16 protein-coding genes are annotated in these 18,249 nt (G+C 61.7%); 6 read left to right on the top strand and 10 right to left on the bottom strand.

Features of this window, described 5'->3' with window-relative positions; all coding sequences use genetic code 11:
* Window positions 1-86 precede the first annotated feature (86 nt).
* The 3 genes from PWG15_RS21345 (at window position 87) to PWG15_RS21335 (ending at window position 3,683) form a co-directional block, all read left to right on the top strand.
* Window positions 87-998, top strand: a complete 912-nt coding sequence (locus tag PWG15_RS21345) for a dihydrodipicolinate synthase family protein (RefSeq protein ID WP_275025982.1) — start codon at window positions 87-89, stop codon at window positions 996-998.
* A 63-nt stretch (window positions 999-1,061) separates the two neighbouring features.
* Window positions 1,062-2,408: an NAD(P)/FAD-dependent oxidoreductase gene (locus PWG15_RS21340; protein WP_275025981.1), complete on the top strand. Its 1,347-nt coding sequence runs from the start codon at window positions 1,062-1,064 to the stop codon at window positions 2,406-2,408.
* 279 nt (window positions 2,409-2,687) lie between these two features.
* Window positions 2,688-3,683, top strand: coding sequence for a GlxA family transcriptional regulator (locus tag PWG15_RS21335; RefSeq protein WP_275025980.1), 996 nt, complete (start codon window positions 2,688-2,690; stop codon window positions 3,681-3,683).
* 256 nt (window positions 3,684-3,939) lie between these two features.
* On the opposite strand, the gene PWG15_RS21330 is transcribed toward PWG15_RS21335, so the two are convergent.
* The 6 genes from PWG15_RS21330 to PWG15_RS21305 all read right to left on the bottom strand — a co-directional run bounded on the left by PWG15_RS21330 (window position 3,940) and on the right by PWG15_RS21305 (window position 10,835).
* The gene (locus PWG15_RS21330; protein WP_275025979.1) at window positions 3,940-5,028 is read right to left on the bottom strand and encodes a glycoside hydrolase family 88/105 protein; all 1,089 of its coding nucleotides are present in this window, start codon (window positions 5,026-5,028) and stop codon (window positions 3,940-3,942) included.
* A gap of 8 nt (window positions 5,029-5,036) precedes the next feature.
* Window positions 5,037-6,590, bottom strand: coding sequence for a polygalacturonase PglA (locus tag PWG15_RS21325; RefSeq protein WP_275025978.1), 1,554 nt, complete (start codon window positions 6,588-6,590; stop codon window positions 5,037-5,039).
* A gap of 73 nt (window positions 6,591-6,663) precedes the next feature.
* Window positions 6,664-7,929, bottom strand: a complete 1,266-nt coding sequence (locus tag PWG15_RS21320) for an ABC transporter substrate-binding protein (RefSeq protein ID WP_275025977.1) — start codon at window positions 7,927-7,929, stop codon at window positions 6,664-6,666.
* Window positions 7,930-7,968: 39 nt separating this feature from the next.
* On the bottom strand, window positions 7,969-9,063 hold the full coding sequence (locus tag PWG15_RS21315) for an ABC transporter ATP-binding protein (protein ID WP_275025976.1): 1,095 nt from the start codon (window positions 9,061-9,063) through the stop codon (window positions 7,969-7,971).
* Between the two features lie 2 nt (window positions 9,064-9,065).
* On the bottom strand, window positions 9,066-9,950 hold the full coding sequence (locus PWG15_RS21310) for a carbohydrate ABC transporter permease (RefSeq protein ID WP_275025975.1): 885 nt from the start codon (window positions 9,948-9,950) through the stop codon (window positions 9,066-9,068).
* Window positions 9,951-9,953: 3 nt separating this feature from the next.
* A complete protein-coding gene (locus PWG15_RS21305; protein WP_275025974.1) occupies window positions 9,954-10,835 on the bottom strand; it encodes a carbohydrate ABC transporter permease in 882 nt (293 codons plus the stop codon).
* Between the two features lie 213 nt (window positions 10,836-11,048).
* Between PWG15_RS21305 and PWG15_RS21300 the strand changes: the two genes are divergently transcribed.
* Window positions 11,049-11,990 (top strand): helix-turn-helix domain-containing protein, encoded by a 942-nt coding sequence (locus tag PWG15_RS21300; protein ID WP_275025973.1) that lies wholly within the window; start codon window positions 11,049-11,051, stop codon window positions 11,988-11,990.
* A 38-nt stretch (window positions 11,991-12,028) separates the two neighbouring features.
* On the opposite strand, the gene PWG15_RS21295 is transcribed toward PWG15_RS21300, so the two are convergent.
* From PWG15_RS21295 to kduI, 4 genes are all read right to left on the bottom strand, one after another.
* Window positions 12,029-13,165, bottom strand: a complete 1,137-nt coding sequence (locus PWG15_RS21295) for a mandelate racemase/muconate lactonizing enzyme family protein (RefSeq protein ID WP_275025972.1) — start codon at window positions 13,163-13,165, stop codon at window positions 12,029-12,031.
* A gap of 20 nt (window positions 13,166-13,185) precedes the next feature.
* Window positions 13,186-14,097, bottom strand: a complete 912-nt coding sequence (gene kdgD / locus PWG15_RS21290; protein ID WP_275025971.1) for a 5-dehydro-4-deoxyglucarate dehydratase — start codon at window positions 14,095-14,097, stop codon at window positions 13,186-13,188.
* Window positions 14,098-14,207: 110 nt separating this feature from the next.
* A complete protein-coding gene (gene kduD, locus PWG15_RS21285) occupies window positions 14,208-14,951 on the bottom strand; it encodes a 2-dehydro-3-deoxy-D-gluconate 5-dehydrogenase KduD (protein WP_275025970.1) in 744 nt (247 codons plus the stop codon).
* The gene (gene kduI / locus PWG15_RS21280) at window positions 14,948-15,772 is read right to left on the bottom strand and encodes a 5-dehydro-4-deoxy-D-glucuronate isomerase (protein ID WP_275025969.1); all 825 of its coding nucleotides are present in this window, start codon (window positions 15,770-15,772) and stop codon (window positions 14,948-14,950) included. The genes kduD and kduI overlap by 4 nt, the downstream gene beginning before the upstream one ends.
* 132 nt (window positions 15,773-15,904) lie before the next feature.
* On the opposite strand from kduI, the gene PWG15_RS21275 reads away from it, so the two are divergent.
* On the top strand, window positions 15,905-16,702 hold the full coding sequence (locus tag PWG15_RS21275) for an NAD-dependent epimerase/dehydratase family protein (protein WP_275025968.1): 798 nt from the start codon (window positions 15,905-15,907) through the stop codon (window positions 16,700-16,702).
* A complete protein-coding gene (locus PWG15_RS21270) occupies window positions 16,703-18,220 on the top strand; it encodes an aldehyde dehydrogenase (NADP(+)) (protein WP_275025967.1) in 1,518 nt (505 codons plus the stop codon).
* Window positions 18,221-18,249: the final 29 nt, after the last annotated feature.

Here is an 18,249-nt window from a genome sequence, read left to right as displayed (position 1 = left end):
CAATGGAAACCTAGGAGCCCGGGCCAAGCGTTGCCACGGCGGAAGCCGCTCGTCCAAGTTCCGGCCCTATCGATGGAGAAGACATCATGAAGTTCGAAGGCATCTACACCCCGGCGATCACGCCGATCGGGCAAGACGGGCAAATCGACCGCAAGGGTTTTGCTGCCGTGCTCGAGTCCCTCATCGAAGCGGGCGTTCACGGCATTATCATTGGCGGGTCGACCGGCGAATACTACGCCCAGAGCGCAGAGGAGCGTTTCGACCTTGCCGCCCTCGCCAAAGATGTGATCGGTTCGCGGCTGCCGCTCGTCGTCGGCACGGGCGCCACCAGGACGGAAGACTCCGTGGCGTTTGCCAAGGCGGCCAAGGAGATCGGCGCCGACGCCATTCTCGTGTCGTCGCCGCCCTACGCCTTGCCGACCGAGGAGGAGAACGCGGCCCACGCGCTGACGGTGGATCGGGCGGCGGGTCTCCCGATCATGCTCTACAACTATCCGGCCCGCATGGGCGTGATGATGGGAGACGCGTACTTCTCCCGCGTCAGCGAATCCAGAAACGTCGTGGCGATCAAGGAAAGCTCCGGCGACATGGCCAATCTTCACCTGCTCGCCCGCAAGTATCCTAACATCGCACTTTCCTGTGGCTGGGATGACCAGGCGCTCGAATTCTTTGCCTGGGGCGCAAGGAGCTGGGTCTGCGCCGGCTCCAACTTTGTGCCGAAGGAACATGTCGCTCTCTATGAGGCCTGCGTCGTCGAAAGGAACTTCGACAAGGGACGGGCAATCATGACGGCGATGCTGCCGCTCATGGATTTCCTCGAATGCGGCAAGTTCGTCCAGTCGATCAAACACGGTTGCGAACTGTCCGGCCTGCCGGCGGGACCGGTCCGCGCGCCGCTCGGTCCGCTCAATGCCGAAGAAAAGGAAACGCTCGCGACGATCGTCGCCACCTTGAAGCGCGATGTCGCCCAGATCACCGCGGGAAACCGCCATGCGTGAGCGAATGATCGCCGCCGAAGTGATCGCCAGGTTACGCCTTGAACCCATGAGGGAGACGCTCCGATGATCACGCGGCCAGTCAAACGCTTGCCTGTCGAAAATGGCATCTCGGGCTGGGAGGCGATCAGCCAACGTTCGTTTCCGGTCCGCTGTCTCGACGGCAACGTTAACGCCGACTGGCTGATCATCGGCGCCGGCTTTGCCGGTCTCTCTGCAGCGCGCCGCCTACTGCAACTGCGTCCCGATGACAAGATCGTCATTCTTGAGGCGAGTGAAGTAGGCAAGGGCACGTCGGGCCGGAATTCCGGCTACATGATCGACGTGCCGCACAACCTCTCATCAAGCGAGTATTCGAGCGGAGGCGCTGACAGCACGCGCCGGGAAATGGCCCAGAACCGATACGCCATCGAATTCGCCACCCAAGCGGCGGAAGCCTATGGAATGTCGCGCGAGACCTTCGATCCGGCAGGCAAGGTCAATGCGGCCGCGACCGCGCGCGGCATGAAACTCAATACGAGTTTTGGCCAGTCGCTCAAGGCCGCTGGGGAGAAACATACCTTCCTCGACGCCGCCGAGATGCGGGAGATGACGGGGTCGAACTATTACCTCGGCGGGCTCTATACACCCGGCGCGGTACTGATCCAGCCGGCAGACTACGTGCGCCAGTTCGCCGCCGGCCTTTCACGCGACGTCGATCTCTTCGAGCGATCTCCCGTGACGTCGCTCAAGCGCGACAATGGGATTTGGACGGCAATGACGGTACGCGGCTCGGCAAGCGCGCCCAAGGTCATCCTGGGCGTCAACGGCCATGTGGAGGATTTCGGACAATTCGGCAGGCGACTGGTGCACATCTTCGCCTACGCCTCCATGACTGCGCCGTTTCCAGCCGACGGTATCGGGCGCAAGGCTTCCGGTCGTGATCGTTGGGCCCTGCTGCCGGCCGACGCAATGGGCGCCACCGTCCGCAAGATCACGTCAGGTGGTCAGTCGCGCATCGCGATCCGCACCAAGTATACCTACGACACGACGGTCGCCCTTTCGGGAGGTCGCCTCTCGAAAATGGCGCAAGCGCATCGCCGTTCTATGGATGCGAGATTTCCTGATCTCAAGGGAATACCGTTCGAGCACAGTTGGGCAGGCCGTCTTTGCCTCAGCCTCAACCACGTACCGGCGTTCGGCGAGATCGATGACGGGCTCTATTCCGCGTGCTGCGAGAACGGGCTTGGCACCGTCAAGAGCACTCTTGCCGGCATGATGGCTGCCGACCTGGCGACCGGGACCGCCTCACCGCAACTCGAAGAATATGGCGATCACCGCGGCCCAACCCGGCTCCCGCCCGAGCCGTTTGCATGGCTAGGGATCAACTCGGTGATCCGATTGCAGGAACTGCGTGCGGGTCGGGAAGGATGACGCACCCTGACAAAACGATGGCTGTGTGTAGGCAGCGTCCACACCGAAAATGAGGGTACGTATGTTTGGGAGACGCACTGAGTTGCCGGCTTTTTGTGCGAGGCAGGCACGCCATTCCAGAAGCCTTCAGCAAATGGGTTGGACGCCGCAAGCGACACATCTGCGCCTTCTGTCCGAGCCGTGACGAGGCGCTATCAGAAGCGCGTTTTGGGGTGTCCCCCGCTAGGATAACGGCCCACAAATGTCGACCAAGGCTATTGCGGCGAGGTAAGGTTTGCCATGACGACCAACATGAGATCCAACACACCGACGACGAACCGCCTCAAGATCGGCTTCATCCTTGCCCGGTCGTTCACGCTTTCCGCCTTCGCCCTCTTCATCGACACGCTCCGACTTGCGAGCGACGAACTCGACAAGTCCGGCCGCATCCGCGCCGACTGGCAGGTGCTCGGCAACACGCGGCATCTCATCACGTCCAGTTGCGGCGTGCAGGTGGCGCCGACATCGGGCCTCGTCGACCCCGTTCAATTCAACTACATCATCGTGGTCGGCGGTCTGCTCAACAGCGAAAGCCCGATTGACGACGAGACAATCGGCTTCCTCAAGAAGGCGGCAGCGCGAAAAGTTCCGTTGATCGGCCTTTGCACAGGGACCTTCATTCTGGCTGATGCAGGCCTGATGACGGGACACAATGTGTGCGTCAGCTGGCTGCACTACCAGGCGTTCCGTGAGCGTTTTCCGGATCTCAAGGTTCGCTCGGATCGCCTGTTCAATCTGGACCGTAGCCGCGGATCCTGCGCCGGCGGCAGCAGTGCTGCCGACATGGCAGCCCATATCGTGCGGCTTCATATCAGCAAGGAAGCGGAACGGAACGCGCTCGAGGTCTTGCAGATCGACAAGGCGCGCTCGCAACTTCATGTTCAACCGCGAAAACCGCTGGCGATCGAGAGCAACGACCCCCGTTTGAACGCTGCCCTCATCATCATGGAGCAGCATACTGAAAACACGCTCTCGATCCCTGATCTAGCCTCGTCGGTCGGGCTTTCGCGACGCCAGCTCGAGCGGCTGTTCATGGAAAAGGCGAAGATGTCGCCTGCCCTCGTCTACCGGAAGTTTCGGCTCGAACGCGCCAAGCACCTTCTGACCCAGACCGATGCATCGCTGATCGAAATCGCCCTCGAAGTCGGCTTTGAGAGCGCCGGGCACTTCTCCAGAATATTCGCAAAGGCCTACGGTCAGTCACCGAGCCGGCTCAGAGCGCAGCAATCGACATGAGCATAAGCTCGGCCACATGTTTGATCATCAGTGCCGGGCAACTCTGGCCCGACACGGGCTTCGGCTCGATGATCGCCACGTGTTTCGTTCGCCCCCGAACGAAGCCGGAGGGTATCAGATCGCCCGGGAGTTAAGCGCGCGTGAAACCCGTCCGAATGCGACTGATCGCGCTTCACGACAAACTTCCTGCAACCTGCATCGCACCACATCGCGACCGTTCAGTGCGCCTGGTCCGTTTGCCCAGCACCCTGCCCGCTTAATCACAACGCCTGAGGCCCTCGGCGAATGCCATTATCAGTGGTCCAACGCCCTTGGCGTCGTCGGCAACCACCTGTTCGGTGAGGTAGTAGCTGGGCGAGCCGTCGCGATAGCTGCCTTCGAAACCGCCGAGGCCGGCGACGCCAACGATTGTGGTCAATCGGGTCACCCCCTCCTCATCTGCAATGAGGCGCCTGGAAAGCAATGCGTCGAGAGCCTTGTGACCAGCGGCAAAGGCTTGCTCGGTCTCTGCGAGCCCAAGCCCCGCGGCGCGCAGCAACGCGTAGGCAAACATGGCGGAGGCGGAGCTTTCCTCGTAATTGCCTGCGAGATCGGGTTCGTCGAGCACCTGCATCCAGAGACCGGACGGCGTCTGGCGCGCCATCAGTTCGCCCAGCAGAAGGCGTGTCCGCTGACGAAGCGCAGCGGTCGCCCTGTCCTCGGGTAGAAGCGCCAGCGCATCAACCAGGGCCATTGCCAGCCAACCGACAGCACGGGCCCAGACCGCCGGCGACCTGCCTGTAATCGGGTTGGCCCAGCGCTGTGTTCGGCTGTCATCATAGCCGTGCACATAGAGACCACTTGCCGTCGCAGTGAGCGCGAGTGCGGTCGAAAATTGTTGAAGCGCGTCGGCGATCAGCGCCGGCTTGTCATTCACGAGTGCGTACTCGATCTGAAACGGCAGCCCCATGTAAAGCCCGTCGAGCCAGACCTGGTGCGGATAACGTCGCTTGTGCCAGTAGTTACCAGAGAGAATGCGCGGATGGGTTTCGAGTTGGTCTGCGAGATGGTCTGCCGCTTTTCTGTAACGGGGATCCCCTGTTTCTGCGGCGAGCGGGAACAGGACGCGTCCCGCAAGGATGTTGTCGATATTGTACTCGGCAGGATCGTAGCCGAGGAGTGTGCCGTCAGGAGCGATCTGGCGATCGATGAGCCGGCGCAGGTGTTCGCTCCAGCGCCCCTCGCCGGTCGCCTCGAACAGAAGGCGGAGGCCGCGGTAGATGCATCCATCCTCGTAGCACCAGCTTCCGCCCTTATAGGGAGTGTAGCGTCGCGCGAACTGGTCGAAATAGGTGGTCGGGTCCATCGGATATCTCATTCAAGGGAAACGGAAATTGGGGCTCTGCTCAAGAGCGCGGGTTCATCGCAGTCGACGTCAGCGCACTCGGCGACAATCGTCTCATGTCGCATAGGTCGCACCCGGTCAGCCATGAGCGGTGGCGCCGCGGTCGCGTCGGCGCGATAGGACGTGATCTTCAAGCGGCGAATTTTGACGTTTCGGATCGGCGCTTCCGACAGGCCGAGAAACGCGCCTGCGGCATGTGCGAGCTTGCGGATCTCAACGTCCTCGATGGTGACGCCGTCGATGGCGGGGGTTTCGATGCTCGCGGCGGCAGGCAGGCGTGATTGCACCCATTCATCGTGCCCGTCCGGATCACAATGGTAATGTGCGTTGGCCGAAAGCGCCGTCTCGACGCCATCCATGAGAACTCGCCGCATGGCAATGTTGGTGATGGAGCCGCCGCGACCGCGCCTTGTCTTCAGACGCAGGCCGCGATCGGTGCCGATCATCTCGCAGTCCTCGATGGAGACATCCTGCACGCCTCCAGACATTTCCGATCCGATGACGAGGCCGCCATGACCTCGCTCCATCAGGCAGTGGGAGACACGGACGCCGCGGGTTTCGGCAAGATGATCGTCTTCGCCGTTTGGCCCGCGCTTTCCGGCTTTGACCGCGATGCAATCATCACCCACGGAAAACCGTACGCCGACGATCGTGATGTCACGGCAGCTTTCGGGGTTGAAGCCATCGGTGTTGGGGCTTTCAGGCGGAGCGGCCACGGTGAGGCCTGCAGCAACCAGCCGGTTGCAACCTTGCGGATGGATCGTCCAGGACGCCGCGTTGCGGACGGTAAAGCCAAGCAGCTTCACGTCAGCGCAGGAAACCAGATGAAGGCCGCGCGGGCGGCGGGCTCCGTCACGGGTCTCCTTCGGCCAGCTCCACCAGTCACCCAGGTGACCCGCCCCGTCGAGCGTGCCCTCGCCCTCGATCACCAGGTCTTCAGCGCCGATGGCGTGTATCGGAGCGGCGAAGCAGGCGGCTGGCAGGCCCTCCCAGCTTCCGAGCATCCTGCCCGCCGTGTCGCGGGCCTCAAGAATGGGCCAACCCGTGCGACCTGACGGTGCCTGGAGGATTGCTTCCTTGGAGAGATGCAGGGTCATACCGCTCCTGAGCCGCACCGGATAGGCGGTCCAGACGCCCTTAGGCAGACGAAGCGTGCCACCGGTGGGGACAGCGTCGACTGCTTTCGCCAAGGCGGCGGCGTTGGCGCGGGCACCCTCAAGGTCGTCGTGACGCACACCCTGCATAAGCCCGAACGCCGTTGCGTCGATGAGACCGGTACAAGCTGCCGTTTCGAACTCCAGCGATTGGAATCCTTCGACTTCGAGCCGGTAGCTACCACCGGGTCGAAGATCATGGAAAAGGTTCACGACCGTCGTGGCCTCGCCTTCCCGCACCTCGGCGTCCGCTGTCAGCGCCGAGAGGCGCCAGCGCACCCGCTCAGGCAAGCGATAAAGCGCTCCGCTTGTCGGCAGGCAAAGCGCTGCCGTTCGCGCCGATAGCGCGATGATGGACGGTCGGATCATGGTCTCTTTCTCTTGGCTGTGCTCCCGCGAAGGGAGAACCCGCCGCGCGAGATCGCGGCGGGGAACCTGACAATCAATCGAACTCCGCAAGCACGTCGTTCACCGTATCGATGATCTGTGCGGCTGCCTCATCGGCCTTTAGTTGCCCGTAGGCGTATTCTTCCAGCGTATCGATGAAGGCTGCACGCACTTCCGGATGTTCGTTGAACGGCGAGACGGCCGGGCCGCTCGCGGCAACGACAATCGCATTTGCGGCCCGCACTTCCGCTTCGCCCTTGTCGCCGAGACGGGCAGCGGCGGCCTTCGACGCCGGCAAGCCGCGCGAGGTACCGAGCGCATCGATGCCCTCCGGTTCGTTCAGTAGGCAGTTGACGATCTGGGCGGCCGCTTCGGGGTTCTTGGAGTTCTTGGAGATGGAAAAGACCATCGACGGTTTGCGATAGACCCCTTCGGTCACCGCATCCGGAAGCTTCAACATTGCCACGGGCTTCAGAACCTGACCGTCCTTCAACGGGTCGGCATACTTCGAGTAAGTCGAATCCCACTCGTAGGAACCGGCGATCTTGCCGTCGGCCCAGGCCGGCTTCTCAAACAGATTGACATTGCCGTCGGCCGCCTCCTCCTTCTGCGATCGGATTGCGCCGGTCTCGACCAGCTTGCCCAGGAATGAAATGCCTTCAGCAAGCTCCTCGGGCGTCCAGGCAACGCGATTGGTCGCGGGATCGACGAGATCCTTACCGGTCTTCTGGACCACAGCCAGGGTCGTCAAAAGCTGGGCCGTCTCCTTGACGGCATTGAAGGTATAGTAGTCCTTGCCGAGCTTCTCCTTGATGGTCGCCGTCGCGGCAAAGAACTCGTCCCAGCTCTTAGGAATCGCAATACCCGCCTTTTCGAAGGTCGTAGCGTTGAAGAAGAAGACACGGCCCGTCGTCGAAACCGAAAGCCCTTGCAGCACGCCGTTCATCGAGCCGGCCGACAGATCCGCCTCGCTCCAGTTGGAAAGATCGATCGCCTTGAGCTTGCGCAGATCGGCGAAACCGTCACCATTTTTCGAGAACAACGGCAGCCAGGGCCAGTTGACCTGGATGATATCGGCTTCGGTCTTGCCGGCCATCTGGGTCGTCAGCTTTTCAAGGTAGCCGTCAAAGCCGGTGAATTCGCCCTTGACCGTGTGGCCATGTTTTTCGCCACAAGCGGCGATCGCCTTCTGGGTGGCGACGTGGCGGCTCTCGCCGCCCCACCAGGCCATGCGCAGTTCGGCCGCGTGAGCGGCCGTGCCGAGGGCCAGGACGCCATAGGCAACGCTGGCCAGTGCGGCGATCGTTCTCTTCATTTTCATAGGACTTCTCCTCCTTGGATTAAGCCGAACGCTGCCTCCTCACAGCGAGACGTTGCGGCCGTCGGTCTTGTCGAAAACATGCAGGTGATCAGGATCCGGGCGCAGGCGGATCACGTCCGAGCGGCCAAGCGCTTCGAACTCGGCGGCGCCGACGACGCTCACCAGCTTGCGCCCTTCGAGGTCCGCATGGAGATAGACCTCGTGGCCCATGAACTCGGCATTGGTCAGCCTTGCAGAGAGACCCTGTCCGTCGGCGGCGAGCGAAAGGTGCTGCGGACGCATGCCGAGCACCGCGTCGGCAGGGCGGGCCGAAAGCCTGCCTTCGAGATTGGCGCCCAGCGCCAGGCGCTGGCTGCCGATCTGGAGATCGCCACCCTGAAGCGTCGCATCGACAAGGTTCATCTCAGGGCTTCCAATGAAGCCGGCGACGAACAGATTTGCCGGACGATTATAGAGCTCCTTGGGCGTGGCCACCTGCATGATGTGGCCGGCCTGCATAACGCAGATCCGGTCTCCCATCGTCATGGCCTCGGTCTGGTCGTGCGTCACGTAAATGACCGTCGAGGACAGGCCCTCGGCCTTCAGTTGTCGGTGGAGATCGGTGATGCGTACCCGCATCGAGGCGCGCAGCTTGGCGTCGAGATTGGACAGCGGCTCGTCGAACAGGAAGACACCCGGCTTCTTGATGAGGGCGCGCCCGAGTGCCACGCGCTGCGCCTGGCCGCCGGAGAGCTGCTTCGGCAACCGGTCGAGCAGCGGCTCGATCTCGAGGATCTTGGCCACGTGCTTGATGGCCGCGTCGATCTCTGCCTTCGGCTTGCCGGCGATCTTCAGCCCAAAGGCGAGGTTGCCGCGCACTTTCATATGCGGATAGAGCGCATAGTTCTGGAACACCATTGCGATCGAGCGCTTGCCGGGCGGCAGATCGTTGACGCGCTGGTCGCCGATCCGGATTTCGCCGCCCGAGATTTCCTCAAGCCCCGCAACCATACGCAGCGTCGTGGACTTGGCGCAGCCGGACGGGCCGACGAAGACCATGAACTCTCCATCCTCGATATCGAGGTTGATGCCGTGGACTGCCTTGAATGCGCCGCCATAGACCTTCTCGAGGTCTTTCAGTTGAACCTTTGCCATGGTCAGCCTTTGACTCCCCCGGAGGAGATCCCTTCAATGAAATACCGTTGTGCAGCGAAGAACACGACCAGAGCCGGCGTAATGGTCAGCACCGACATTGCGAGAATGCGGTTCCATTCGAAGGCTTCTGTGGTGTCGATGGAGAGTTTGAGCGCGAGGCTCACGGGATATTTGTCGACCGACGACAGGTAGATCAGCGGCCCGAGGAAATCGTTCATCGTCCACATGAACTGGAACAGGCAGACAGAGATCAGCGCTGGTGCCAGCATCGGAACGACGATGTAAACCAGTGTCTGCAGGCTGTTTGCGCCATCGACGCGCGCCGCCTCTTCCATGTCTGCCGGCAGCGAGCGCAGGAACTGCACCAGCATGAAGACGAAGAAGGCATCGCCGGCAAAGGCAGAGGGCACCCAGAGCGGCAGGAAACTGTCGAGCCAGCCGAGATCGCGGAACAGGATGTATTGCGGGATGCGCGTAACCACGTTCGGCAACAGCAGGATCGCGATTACCGATGCGAAGAGGATCTTCTTGAACGGGAAGTCGAACCGCGCGAAGGCATAAGCCGCCATGGTGCAGGAGATGGCCGTACCAATGACCTTCGGCAGGATGATCAGGAACGAGTTCCAGAAGAACCGGCCGAACGTATAGGGCGTCGATGTCTGCCAGCCCTTGATATAGCCGTCGGCGGTCGGGTTGTCTGGCAGGAAGCCGGCGCCGGCGAAAATCTCCGAGTTGGTCTTGAAACTCGCGCCGACCAGCCAGATCAGCGGATAGAGCATGACGAAGCCGACCGAAAACAGCAGCACGTAGCGGACCGTTGTCGATAGCAAACGGAGCCTTCCCCTACGTGCGGCTTGCCGGTCGTTGAAGGTCTGGAGTTCGGCCATGGCTCAATTCCTCTTGTCGCCGGCGTAGTAGACCCACTTCTTCGAAGACCAGAAGGCCACGAGGGTCAGCACGGTGATGATGATGAAGAGCACCCAGGCAATCGACGAGGCATAACCCATGTTGAACTTCTTGAACGCCTCGTCATAGATGTAGAGCGGCAGCAGATAGGTGGCCTTCAGCGGGCCGCCCTGGGTGATGATGTAGGGGCCGTTGAATTCCTGGAACGCCTGAACCATCTGCATGATCAGGTTGAAGAAAATGACCGGCGTCAGCAGCGGCAGGGTAATCCAGAAAAAGGTCCGCACCTTGCCCGCGCCGTCGATTGCCGCCGCCTCATAGAGCGACTTGTCGATGGATTGCAGCGCGGCCAGGAAGATCACCATGGCGGAACCGAACTGCCAGCAGCGCAGAAGCGTGATGGTGAAGAGCGCGTTCGTCGGATCGCCGAACCAGTCGACCGGGGCAAGCCCCAGCGTGGCGAGCGCCATGTTCGCAAGTCCCTCCGAGGCAAAGACGTAGCGCCACAAAACGGCGATGGCGATCGACCCTCCAAGGATCGAGGGCACGTAGAAGGCGGTGCGAAAGAGGCCGATAAACTTCAACCGGTAATTCAGGATCGCTGCGATGAAGAGTGCAAAGGCGAGCTTCAACGGCACGGTCAAAAACACGTAGAGCAGCGTTACGTTCAACGACTTGACGAACGTGCGGTCACGGGTAAACAGCCGCTCGTAGTTGGCAAGCCCAGTCCAACGCGGCTCGCTCATCAGGTCGTAGCTGGTGAAGCTCAGGTAGAGCGAGCCGACGAACGGAATGGCCGTGAAAATCAGAAGGCCGACGATGTAGGGCGCGAGATAGCCGAGCCCAAGAAGACGTTGCCCTTTCATGCCCTTCCTCCCGGATGGCACCGAAATGCTGCCTCTATAGATACAGTTTCGTACAAATTACGCTCCCGGATCGGCACGGACGAAAGCGGGTTTTCCCCTTTTTCGTCACGAACCGATCGCTCCTCCCAGACGATGCGGTGCGCATAAGCGGTTTATGCGGTGACAATCGCCCATCTCTCCCGCAGAATGAATTCACAAAGGCGAGGAAAAAAGATGGACGAAATTGAAGGTGGTATTCTTTCTGCGATTCCGCCGACGGCGCTGACCCTTAATCTGACGCGAGCAGCTATCCGCATGGAGCACTCGCACACCTGGCGGATCGACAAGTCCAACGAGGTCGATGACCTCGTGATCTGCCTCGAAGGGCGCGGCCACTACCTGATAGATGGCGAGCCGGTAATCATGGAACCGGGCGACGCGATGCTGATTTCGCGTGGCCAGCGTTTCATCGGATGGAATGAGGGGAGGGAGACCTATCTCGGCGTTGCGCAGCACTTCACGCTCGATATCTACGGGCGCCATAACCTTATTGCGCAGATGGATCTGCGAGCGAAATTGCGTCTCGCGCGCTGGCCGCTTCTCGAACCTCTGGTCCGCCACTATCGCCAGAGTGCTCCCCCCTCCTCCGTTACCCTCGGCCAGCATCATCTCTTCATGGTGCTGCTCATTGCCTTCATCGAGGATGCTTTCATCGGCTGGCGGGACCACGCCACCTATCAGCCCGAAGGCGCCGATGCGATCGACCTTGCTGTCATGAAGGCTGCCACGATGATTTCCGCCAACCCGCTCGATCCGGAGATTGCAACACGAGCGGTCGAAGCATCGCCTTACAATCGCGACTACTTCCTGCGCGAATTCCAGAAGCGTGTGACCCGCACGCCGCGAAAATACCAGGAACTTAAACGCATGGAGCGCGCCATGCATTTCCTGGAGGCTGGTCTTTCCGTGGCGGCTGCCGCCACGGAAGTTGGCTATTCCGACCCCTATTACTTCTCCCGCATGTTCAAGCGAACTCTGGGCCTCAGTCCGCGCGATCATCTGAACAAAGTTCGCCAGAGTCGAGATGGTGGCTTGATGCAGCTTGACGAACCCGAACAGGCATTGGCGCTCGCGGACGGACTTGCGGGAAACCAATCGGTGACGCGGTTGCGCTGAGCAACGCTGAGCCGTTGCAGTTGCCCACAGCGTTATTTTCACCCTTGAGGTACCTTGAATTGTGAGAGCGCGTCACGATTGATCTCGATGCCGAGGCCGGGCGCATCGGGGATGGCGACCACGCCGTTGACCGCTTCGATCGGCGTCTTCAGCACCGCCTGACGGAACGGATTTTCGGTGCGGTCGAACTCCATGATCGGCTCGATCGGGTTGACCCGCACCGGATCCGGCGTCATCGCCGCCATGAACTGCAGCGCCGCGGCGAGGTGCACGCCGGTGCCCCAGACATGCGGCACGATGCGCACGCCATGCAGCGTCGCAAGGCTTGCGATCTTCGCCATCTCCGAGAACCCGCCGCAGCCGCAAAGATCCGGCTGCAGGATGTCGACGGCGCGGCCCTCGATCGCCGGCCACATGCCGTAGCGCGAGTGCCAGGTCTCGCCGCCGGCCACCGGGATCGGCTGCCCGGCCCTGACCTCGCGATAGGCCGAAAGCTGCTCGGGCACGACCGGCTCTTCGAACCAGTCGATGTCGCAGTCGGCGGCCGCCTTGCCGAGCCGGATCGCTTCGGGGACGGTGTAGCCGTGATTGGCGTCGATCATCAGCCGCATGTCGTCGCCGATTGCCTCGCGCACCGCCCGGATGACCCGCAGGTCCTCGTCGACGCCGAAACCGATCTTGATCTTGCAGGCGTGGAAGCCCTGTGCCCGGCGCTCGGCCATCTCCATCGCATTGTCGGAGACACGGTCGACGCCGTCGCGCTTGAAGCTGCCGGTCGCATAGGCGCGCACGCTGTCGCGCCAGCGACCGCCAAGCAGCATCGAGACCGAGGCGCCGTAGTGTTTGCCCTTGATGTCCCAGAGCGCGATGTCGATGCCGGACAGCGCCGTCACCGCAAGGCCGCGCTGCCCCTGATCGCGCAGCGCATTGTAGAGGATCGCCCAGAGCCTTTCGGTCTGGCGCGGATCCTGGCCGATCAGCCAGGGCGCATAGGCCGCGACCACCGCCGCATTGGGCCGCGCCGGACCGAGGCATTCGCCCCAGCCGATCGTCCCGTCGTCGCACTCGATCTCGACCAGCACATGCGCCCGACGGTCAAAGCGCATCGACGCGCTTTCGAACGGCACCGCCAGGCGGTGTTCGAGGAGATGGGTGCGGACGGCGACGATCTTCATGGGTTTTCTTTCCTCGCCACTCACGCTTTGCGCTTGTGGCTGCCGATGAGCGCGTCGAGCATCTCGACTTCGGCGCCCGTCAGGTCGGCGAGCGGGCTGCGCACCGGGCCGGCATTGAACCCCTGCAGCCGCACGCCAGCCTTGACCGCCGACACCGCATAACCCTTGGCCCGGTTGCGGATCGCCATGAACGGATAGAAGAAGTCGTTGAGGATGCGCTCGCAGGTAGCACGGTCGCCGCTGCGAAGGGCTGCGTAGAACTCGTTGGCCAGTCCCGGAACGAAATTGAACACGGCAGACGAATAGGTGGTGAAGCCGGCGCCGAGATAGGCTTCGGCAAACAGTTCCGCCGTCGGCATGCCGCCGAGATACATCAGCCGGTCGCCCATCTTGGCGGTGACCTGGCGCACCAGGCCGATATCGCCGGTGCCATCCTTGAAACCGATCAGGTTCGGGCACGCGTCGCAAAGCCGAGCCAGGGTATCGGCCTGCAGCACGGAATTGTCGCGGTTGTAGACCATGACGCCGATGCCGACCGACTGGCAGATCTTCTTCACATGGGCATAGAGGCCGTCCTGCGGCGCGTCGATCAGGTAGTGCGGCAAAAGCAGGATGCCATCCGCCCCGACCCGCTCGACCGAGCGGGCGATATCGATCGCCATCTCGGTACCGTAACCGCAACCCGAGACGATCGCCGTTTCGCCGGCAACCTCCTTGGCGGCGGCGACGATGGCCGGGATCTCATCCGGCTTCAGCGAGAAGAATTCGCCGGTGCCGCCGGCGGCAAACAACACCGGCGCCTTGTAGCCGGCCAGCCACTCGACATGCGCCTTGTAGCTTTCCGGCGCAAAACGGCCCTCCTTATCGAAGTGCGTCACCGGGAAGGAAAGCAGGCCCGATCCAAGCGCGGCCTTGATCTGTTCTGGGGTCATTTCTCTTAGTCCTCTACGTGTTTTCAGAATGGAAAAGTGTCGGGGTACGGGCCGGTTCCGTATCAACACATCATATAACTCATATGATAAGTTCACGGTCGGCGACAGCATCAGCGGGCCAGCCAGCCACCGTCCACATTGAGTATGGCGCCGTGAACGTAGTCGGCGGCAGTCGACGACAGGAACACGGCAGCGCCGGCGATGTCTTCGGGCCTGCCCCAGCGGTTGGCGGGGATGCGAGCAAGGATTGCCCTGTTGCGATCAGGGTCGTCGCGCAGGGCCTCGGTGTTGTTGGTCTCGATGTAACCTGGTGCGATCGCGTTTACATTGATGCCATTGGACGCCCACTCATTGGCAAGCAGTTTGGTGAGACCCGAAACACCATGTTTGGAGGCTGTATAGGAAGGCACGCGGATGCCGCCCTGGAAGGAAAGCAACGATGCGATGTTGACGATTTTTCCGGGTCGGCCCTTTGCCAGCAACTCCTTGGCGAAGGCTTGGCATGTGAAGAACAGTGCTTTCAGGTTGACGTCCATGACGTCGTCCCAGTCGGCCTCGCTGAACTCCACCGCATCGGCTCGGCGGATGATGCCGGCATTGTTGACGAGGATATCGTAGCCCTTTCCGGCAAAAACGTCGCGAGCGGCCATGGGATCGGTAAAGTCCAGAGCAAGCGGTGCGGCGGTTCCGCCGGCTCTCGCGATCATCGCAAGCGTTTCCTCGGGCGCGCGGCGCGCCGCGCAAGTGACCTCGGCGCCAGCCGCAGCAAGGCCTACGGCGATCGCCTGCCCAAGGCCGGCGTTCGCGCCGGTGACAAGCGCCCTATGGCCCTGAAGCGAAAAGGGATTTGTCACTTCAGTTCCCCCGGCTGGATGAACTCCATGTCGGTATAGTCGACATTGTCGCCGGCCATCGCCCAGATGAACGTGTAGGATCCGATGCCGGCACCTGAGTGAATCGACCAAGGGGGAGAAATCGCGCCTTCCTCGTTGGAGATGAAGAGATGACGGGTTTCCTGCGGCTCACCCATCAGGTGCAGCACGCGCGATTTTTCGTCCATGCCAAAATAGAGATAGGCCTCCATGCGGCGATCATGGACATGCGCAGGCATCGTGTTCCACACCGAGCCGTCTTCAAGCGTTGTGTAACCAAGGACGAGTTGGCAGCTCTCCATGACCAGCGGGTGGATGAACTGGTTGATCGTGCGCTTGTTGGAGGTTTCGGTCGTGCCGAGTTTGACCTCCTTGCTGTCGGCAATGGTCACGAGCTGCGCGGGCAGGCTGCGATGGGCAGGGCAGGAGGTGATGTAAAAGCGCCCCTCCCCGGAGAACGTGACGGGGCCCGTACCCATTCCGAGATAGAGAACGTCGCCGCGGTTGAGGCTGTAGGTGCCCTGTTCGGTCGTCACCGTGCCGGGTGCGCCCACATTAACGATGCCCATCTCGCGCCGGTCGAGAAACGACGCTGTCTTGGTTTCTTCTACCTTGTCGAGCGTCAGCGGCTTGCCCGAAGGCACGGCCCCGCCCATCACGAAGCGATCGTAGTGGGTGTAGATCAACCGGATCTCGCCCGACCGGAACATGTCCTCAGCCAGAAAATGCCTGCGGAGCCCCTCGGTATCGAGTGTCTTGGCGTAGTCCGGATTCACGGCCTGCCGCGTTTCGACGGTCAGCATGAAAGTCCTCCTTCAGTGATTGCGATCAACATGTAATATGTGTTAGGCATAGTTGTATGATATGTCTGACAACGTCAAGAGGCAAGTACCAGCCTCAGCGTTGATTGCAACACTTCAAGGGGAAGACCTGGAATGAAACGCCTTCTCATCACTGGCGCGGCGGGTCAGCTTGGCCGCGTCATGCGCACAAGGCTCTCTGGCCTGGCCGACACGGTCCGGCTTGCAGATCGCACAGGTCTTGGCACGCCGGCTGACCATGAGGAGCTCGTCCAGTGCGATCTTGCCGACGCTCAAGCGGTGAACGAAATGGTCGCCGGCTGCGACGGTATCGTTCATCTTGGCGGGGCGTCGACGGAGGGTCCGTTTGAGGGGATCCTGCGCGGCAACATCGCCGGCCTTTACAACCTCTTCGAGGCCGCTCGCGCCAATGGCCGACCGCGCATCATCTTTGCCAGCTCCAACCATACGATCGGCTACTATCCGCAATCCGAGCGGCTCAAGCCTGACGCCCCGTTCCGCCCGGATGGACTCTACGGGGTCTCAAAATGCTTCGGCGAGGCGCTTGCGCGCCTGTATTTCGAAAAGTTCGGGCAGGAAACAGCGCTGGTACGCATCGGTTCCTGTACGCCAGAGCCAACGAACCACCGGATGTTGTCGACCTGGCTTTCGCACGGAGACTTTGCCTCTCTGATCGAGGCTGTCTTCCGCGCGCCAGTTCTCGGCTGCCCCGTGATCTGGGGCGGATCACCAAATGATGCCGGTTGGTGGGACAACGCTCATCTCGGCTGGCTCGGCTGGAAACCCAGGGACAATGCCGAACACTTCCGGACGCGCCTCGCGGAGGCCGCGCCGCAAGCCGGCCGCAACGAATCCATGGCTCGCTTTCAGGGCGGTGCCTATGTCGACAATCCGATCTTTAAGGAGCGATGAATGACTTTCAAACCGCATGGCAAGCATCTGGTCGCAGGCGAGTGGATCGCCACTGCACAAACTTTCAAGAACGAGCCGGCAAACGGCCCGGCTTTTGACTTCTGCGTCGGAACGGTGGAACTGGTGAACAAGGCGGCGGCGGCTGCCGAGGAAGCCTTCTGGTCCTATGGCTACGCGCCACGCGAGGAGCGCGCCGCCTTCCTTAATACCATTGCCGACGAGATAGAGGTACGCGGAGCGGCGATCACCGAGATCGGGAGTGCGGAAACAGGGCTGCCGGCCGCAAGGCTCGAAGGCGAGCGCGCGCGTACCTCCGGCCAGCTTCGGCTGTTTGCGTCTCATATCCGAAAGGGCGAGTACCTCGACAGGCGACATGACGTGGCCTTGCCGGACCGCAAGCCCCTGCCCCGCCCCGACATCCGCCTGATCCAGCGACCGATCGGACCTGTTGCCGTCTTCGGCGCCTCCAACTTTCCGTTGGCCTTTTCGACCATGGGTGGCGATACCGCCTCGGCTCTTGCCGCAGGCTGCCCCGTCATCGTCAAAGGCCATTCGGCACATCCAGGGACGGGCGAGATCGTCGCTGAAGCGGCCCTTGCCGCCGTCAAGGCGCACGGATTGCACCCCGGTGTCTTTTCGTTGATCCAGGGCGGGCGTCGCGATGTTGGAACCGGTCTCGTCACGCATCCGTTGATCAAGGCGGTTGGCTTCACCGGTTCACTTGTCGGCGGACGAGCACTGTTCGATCTCTGCGCAGGGCGGCCGGAACCCATTCCCTTCTTTGGTGAACTTGGCTCCGTGAACCCGATGTTCCTCCTGCACGACGCGATCACGGCACGCGGCGAGGCGATCGCCAAGGGATGGGCAGGTTCGCTTACCATGGGCGCCGGGCAGTTCTGCACCAATCCGGGCATCGCGGTGATCCTTGCCGAACAGGCCTCCGCCTTCGCCGAAGCTGCCCACGCAGCGCTTTCGCACGTTGGGTCGCAGGCGATGCTCACCGACGGCATCGCTAGGGCCTACCGCGACGGGCGTGACCGCATCACGGCAGGAGTTGGCGTCCGCCAAATCCTCGGCTCGAACTGCGAGAGCCGCAATGCAACGCCCAATCTTTTTCTCGTTGCATCCAGGGATTGGCTCGGCAATCACGTGCTTTCGCAGGAAGTCTTCGGCCCGCTCGGCCTGATCGTCACCGTCGAAAGCCTCGAAGAGATGATCGTGGTCGCAAAGAATTTTGAGGGGCAGTTGACGGCAACCCTCCATCTCGACGAGGGCGATACCGATTTCGCGCGCAAGCTCATGCCGATCCTTGAACGCAAGGCGGGCCGTATCCTGGTCAACGGCTATCCGACCGGCGTCGAGGTCTGCGATGCGATGGTTCACGGCGGCCCCTACCCCGCTTCCACCAACTTCGGCGCAAGCTCGGTTGGAACCATGGCCATTCGCCGGTTTCTAAGACCCGTTTCCTATCAGAACATCCCTGAACGCCTGATGCCGAGCGATCTAAAGTCAGTGTAGCGGTGGATTGCGCCATCTCCCCTTGATGG

Origin of the sequence: Ensifer adhaerens (assembly GCF_028993555.1) — a bacterium.
Classification (GTDB): Bacteria; Pseudomonadota; Alphaproteobacteria; order Rhizobiales; family Rhizobiaceae; genus Ensifer; species Ensifer adhaerens_I.
Note: the sequence above shows the minus strand (reverse complement) of the source record. Positions and strands in the feature narration are given on the sequence as shown.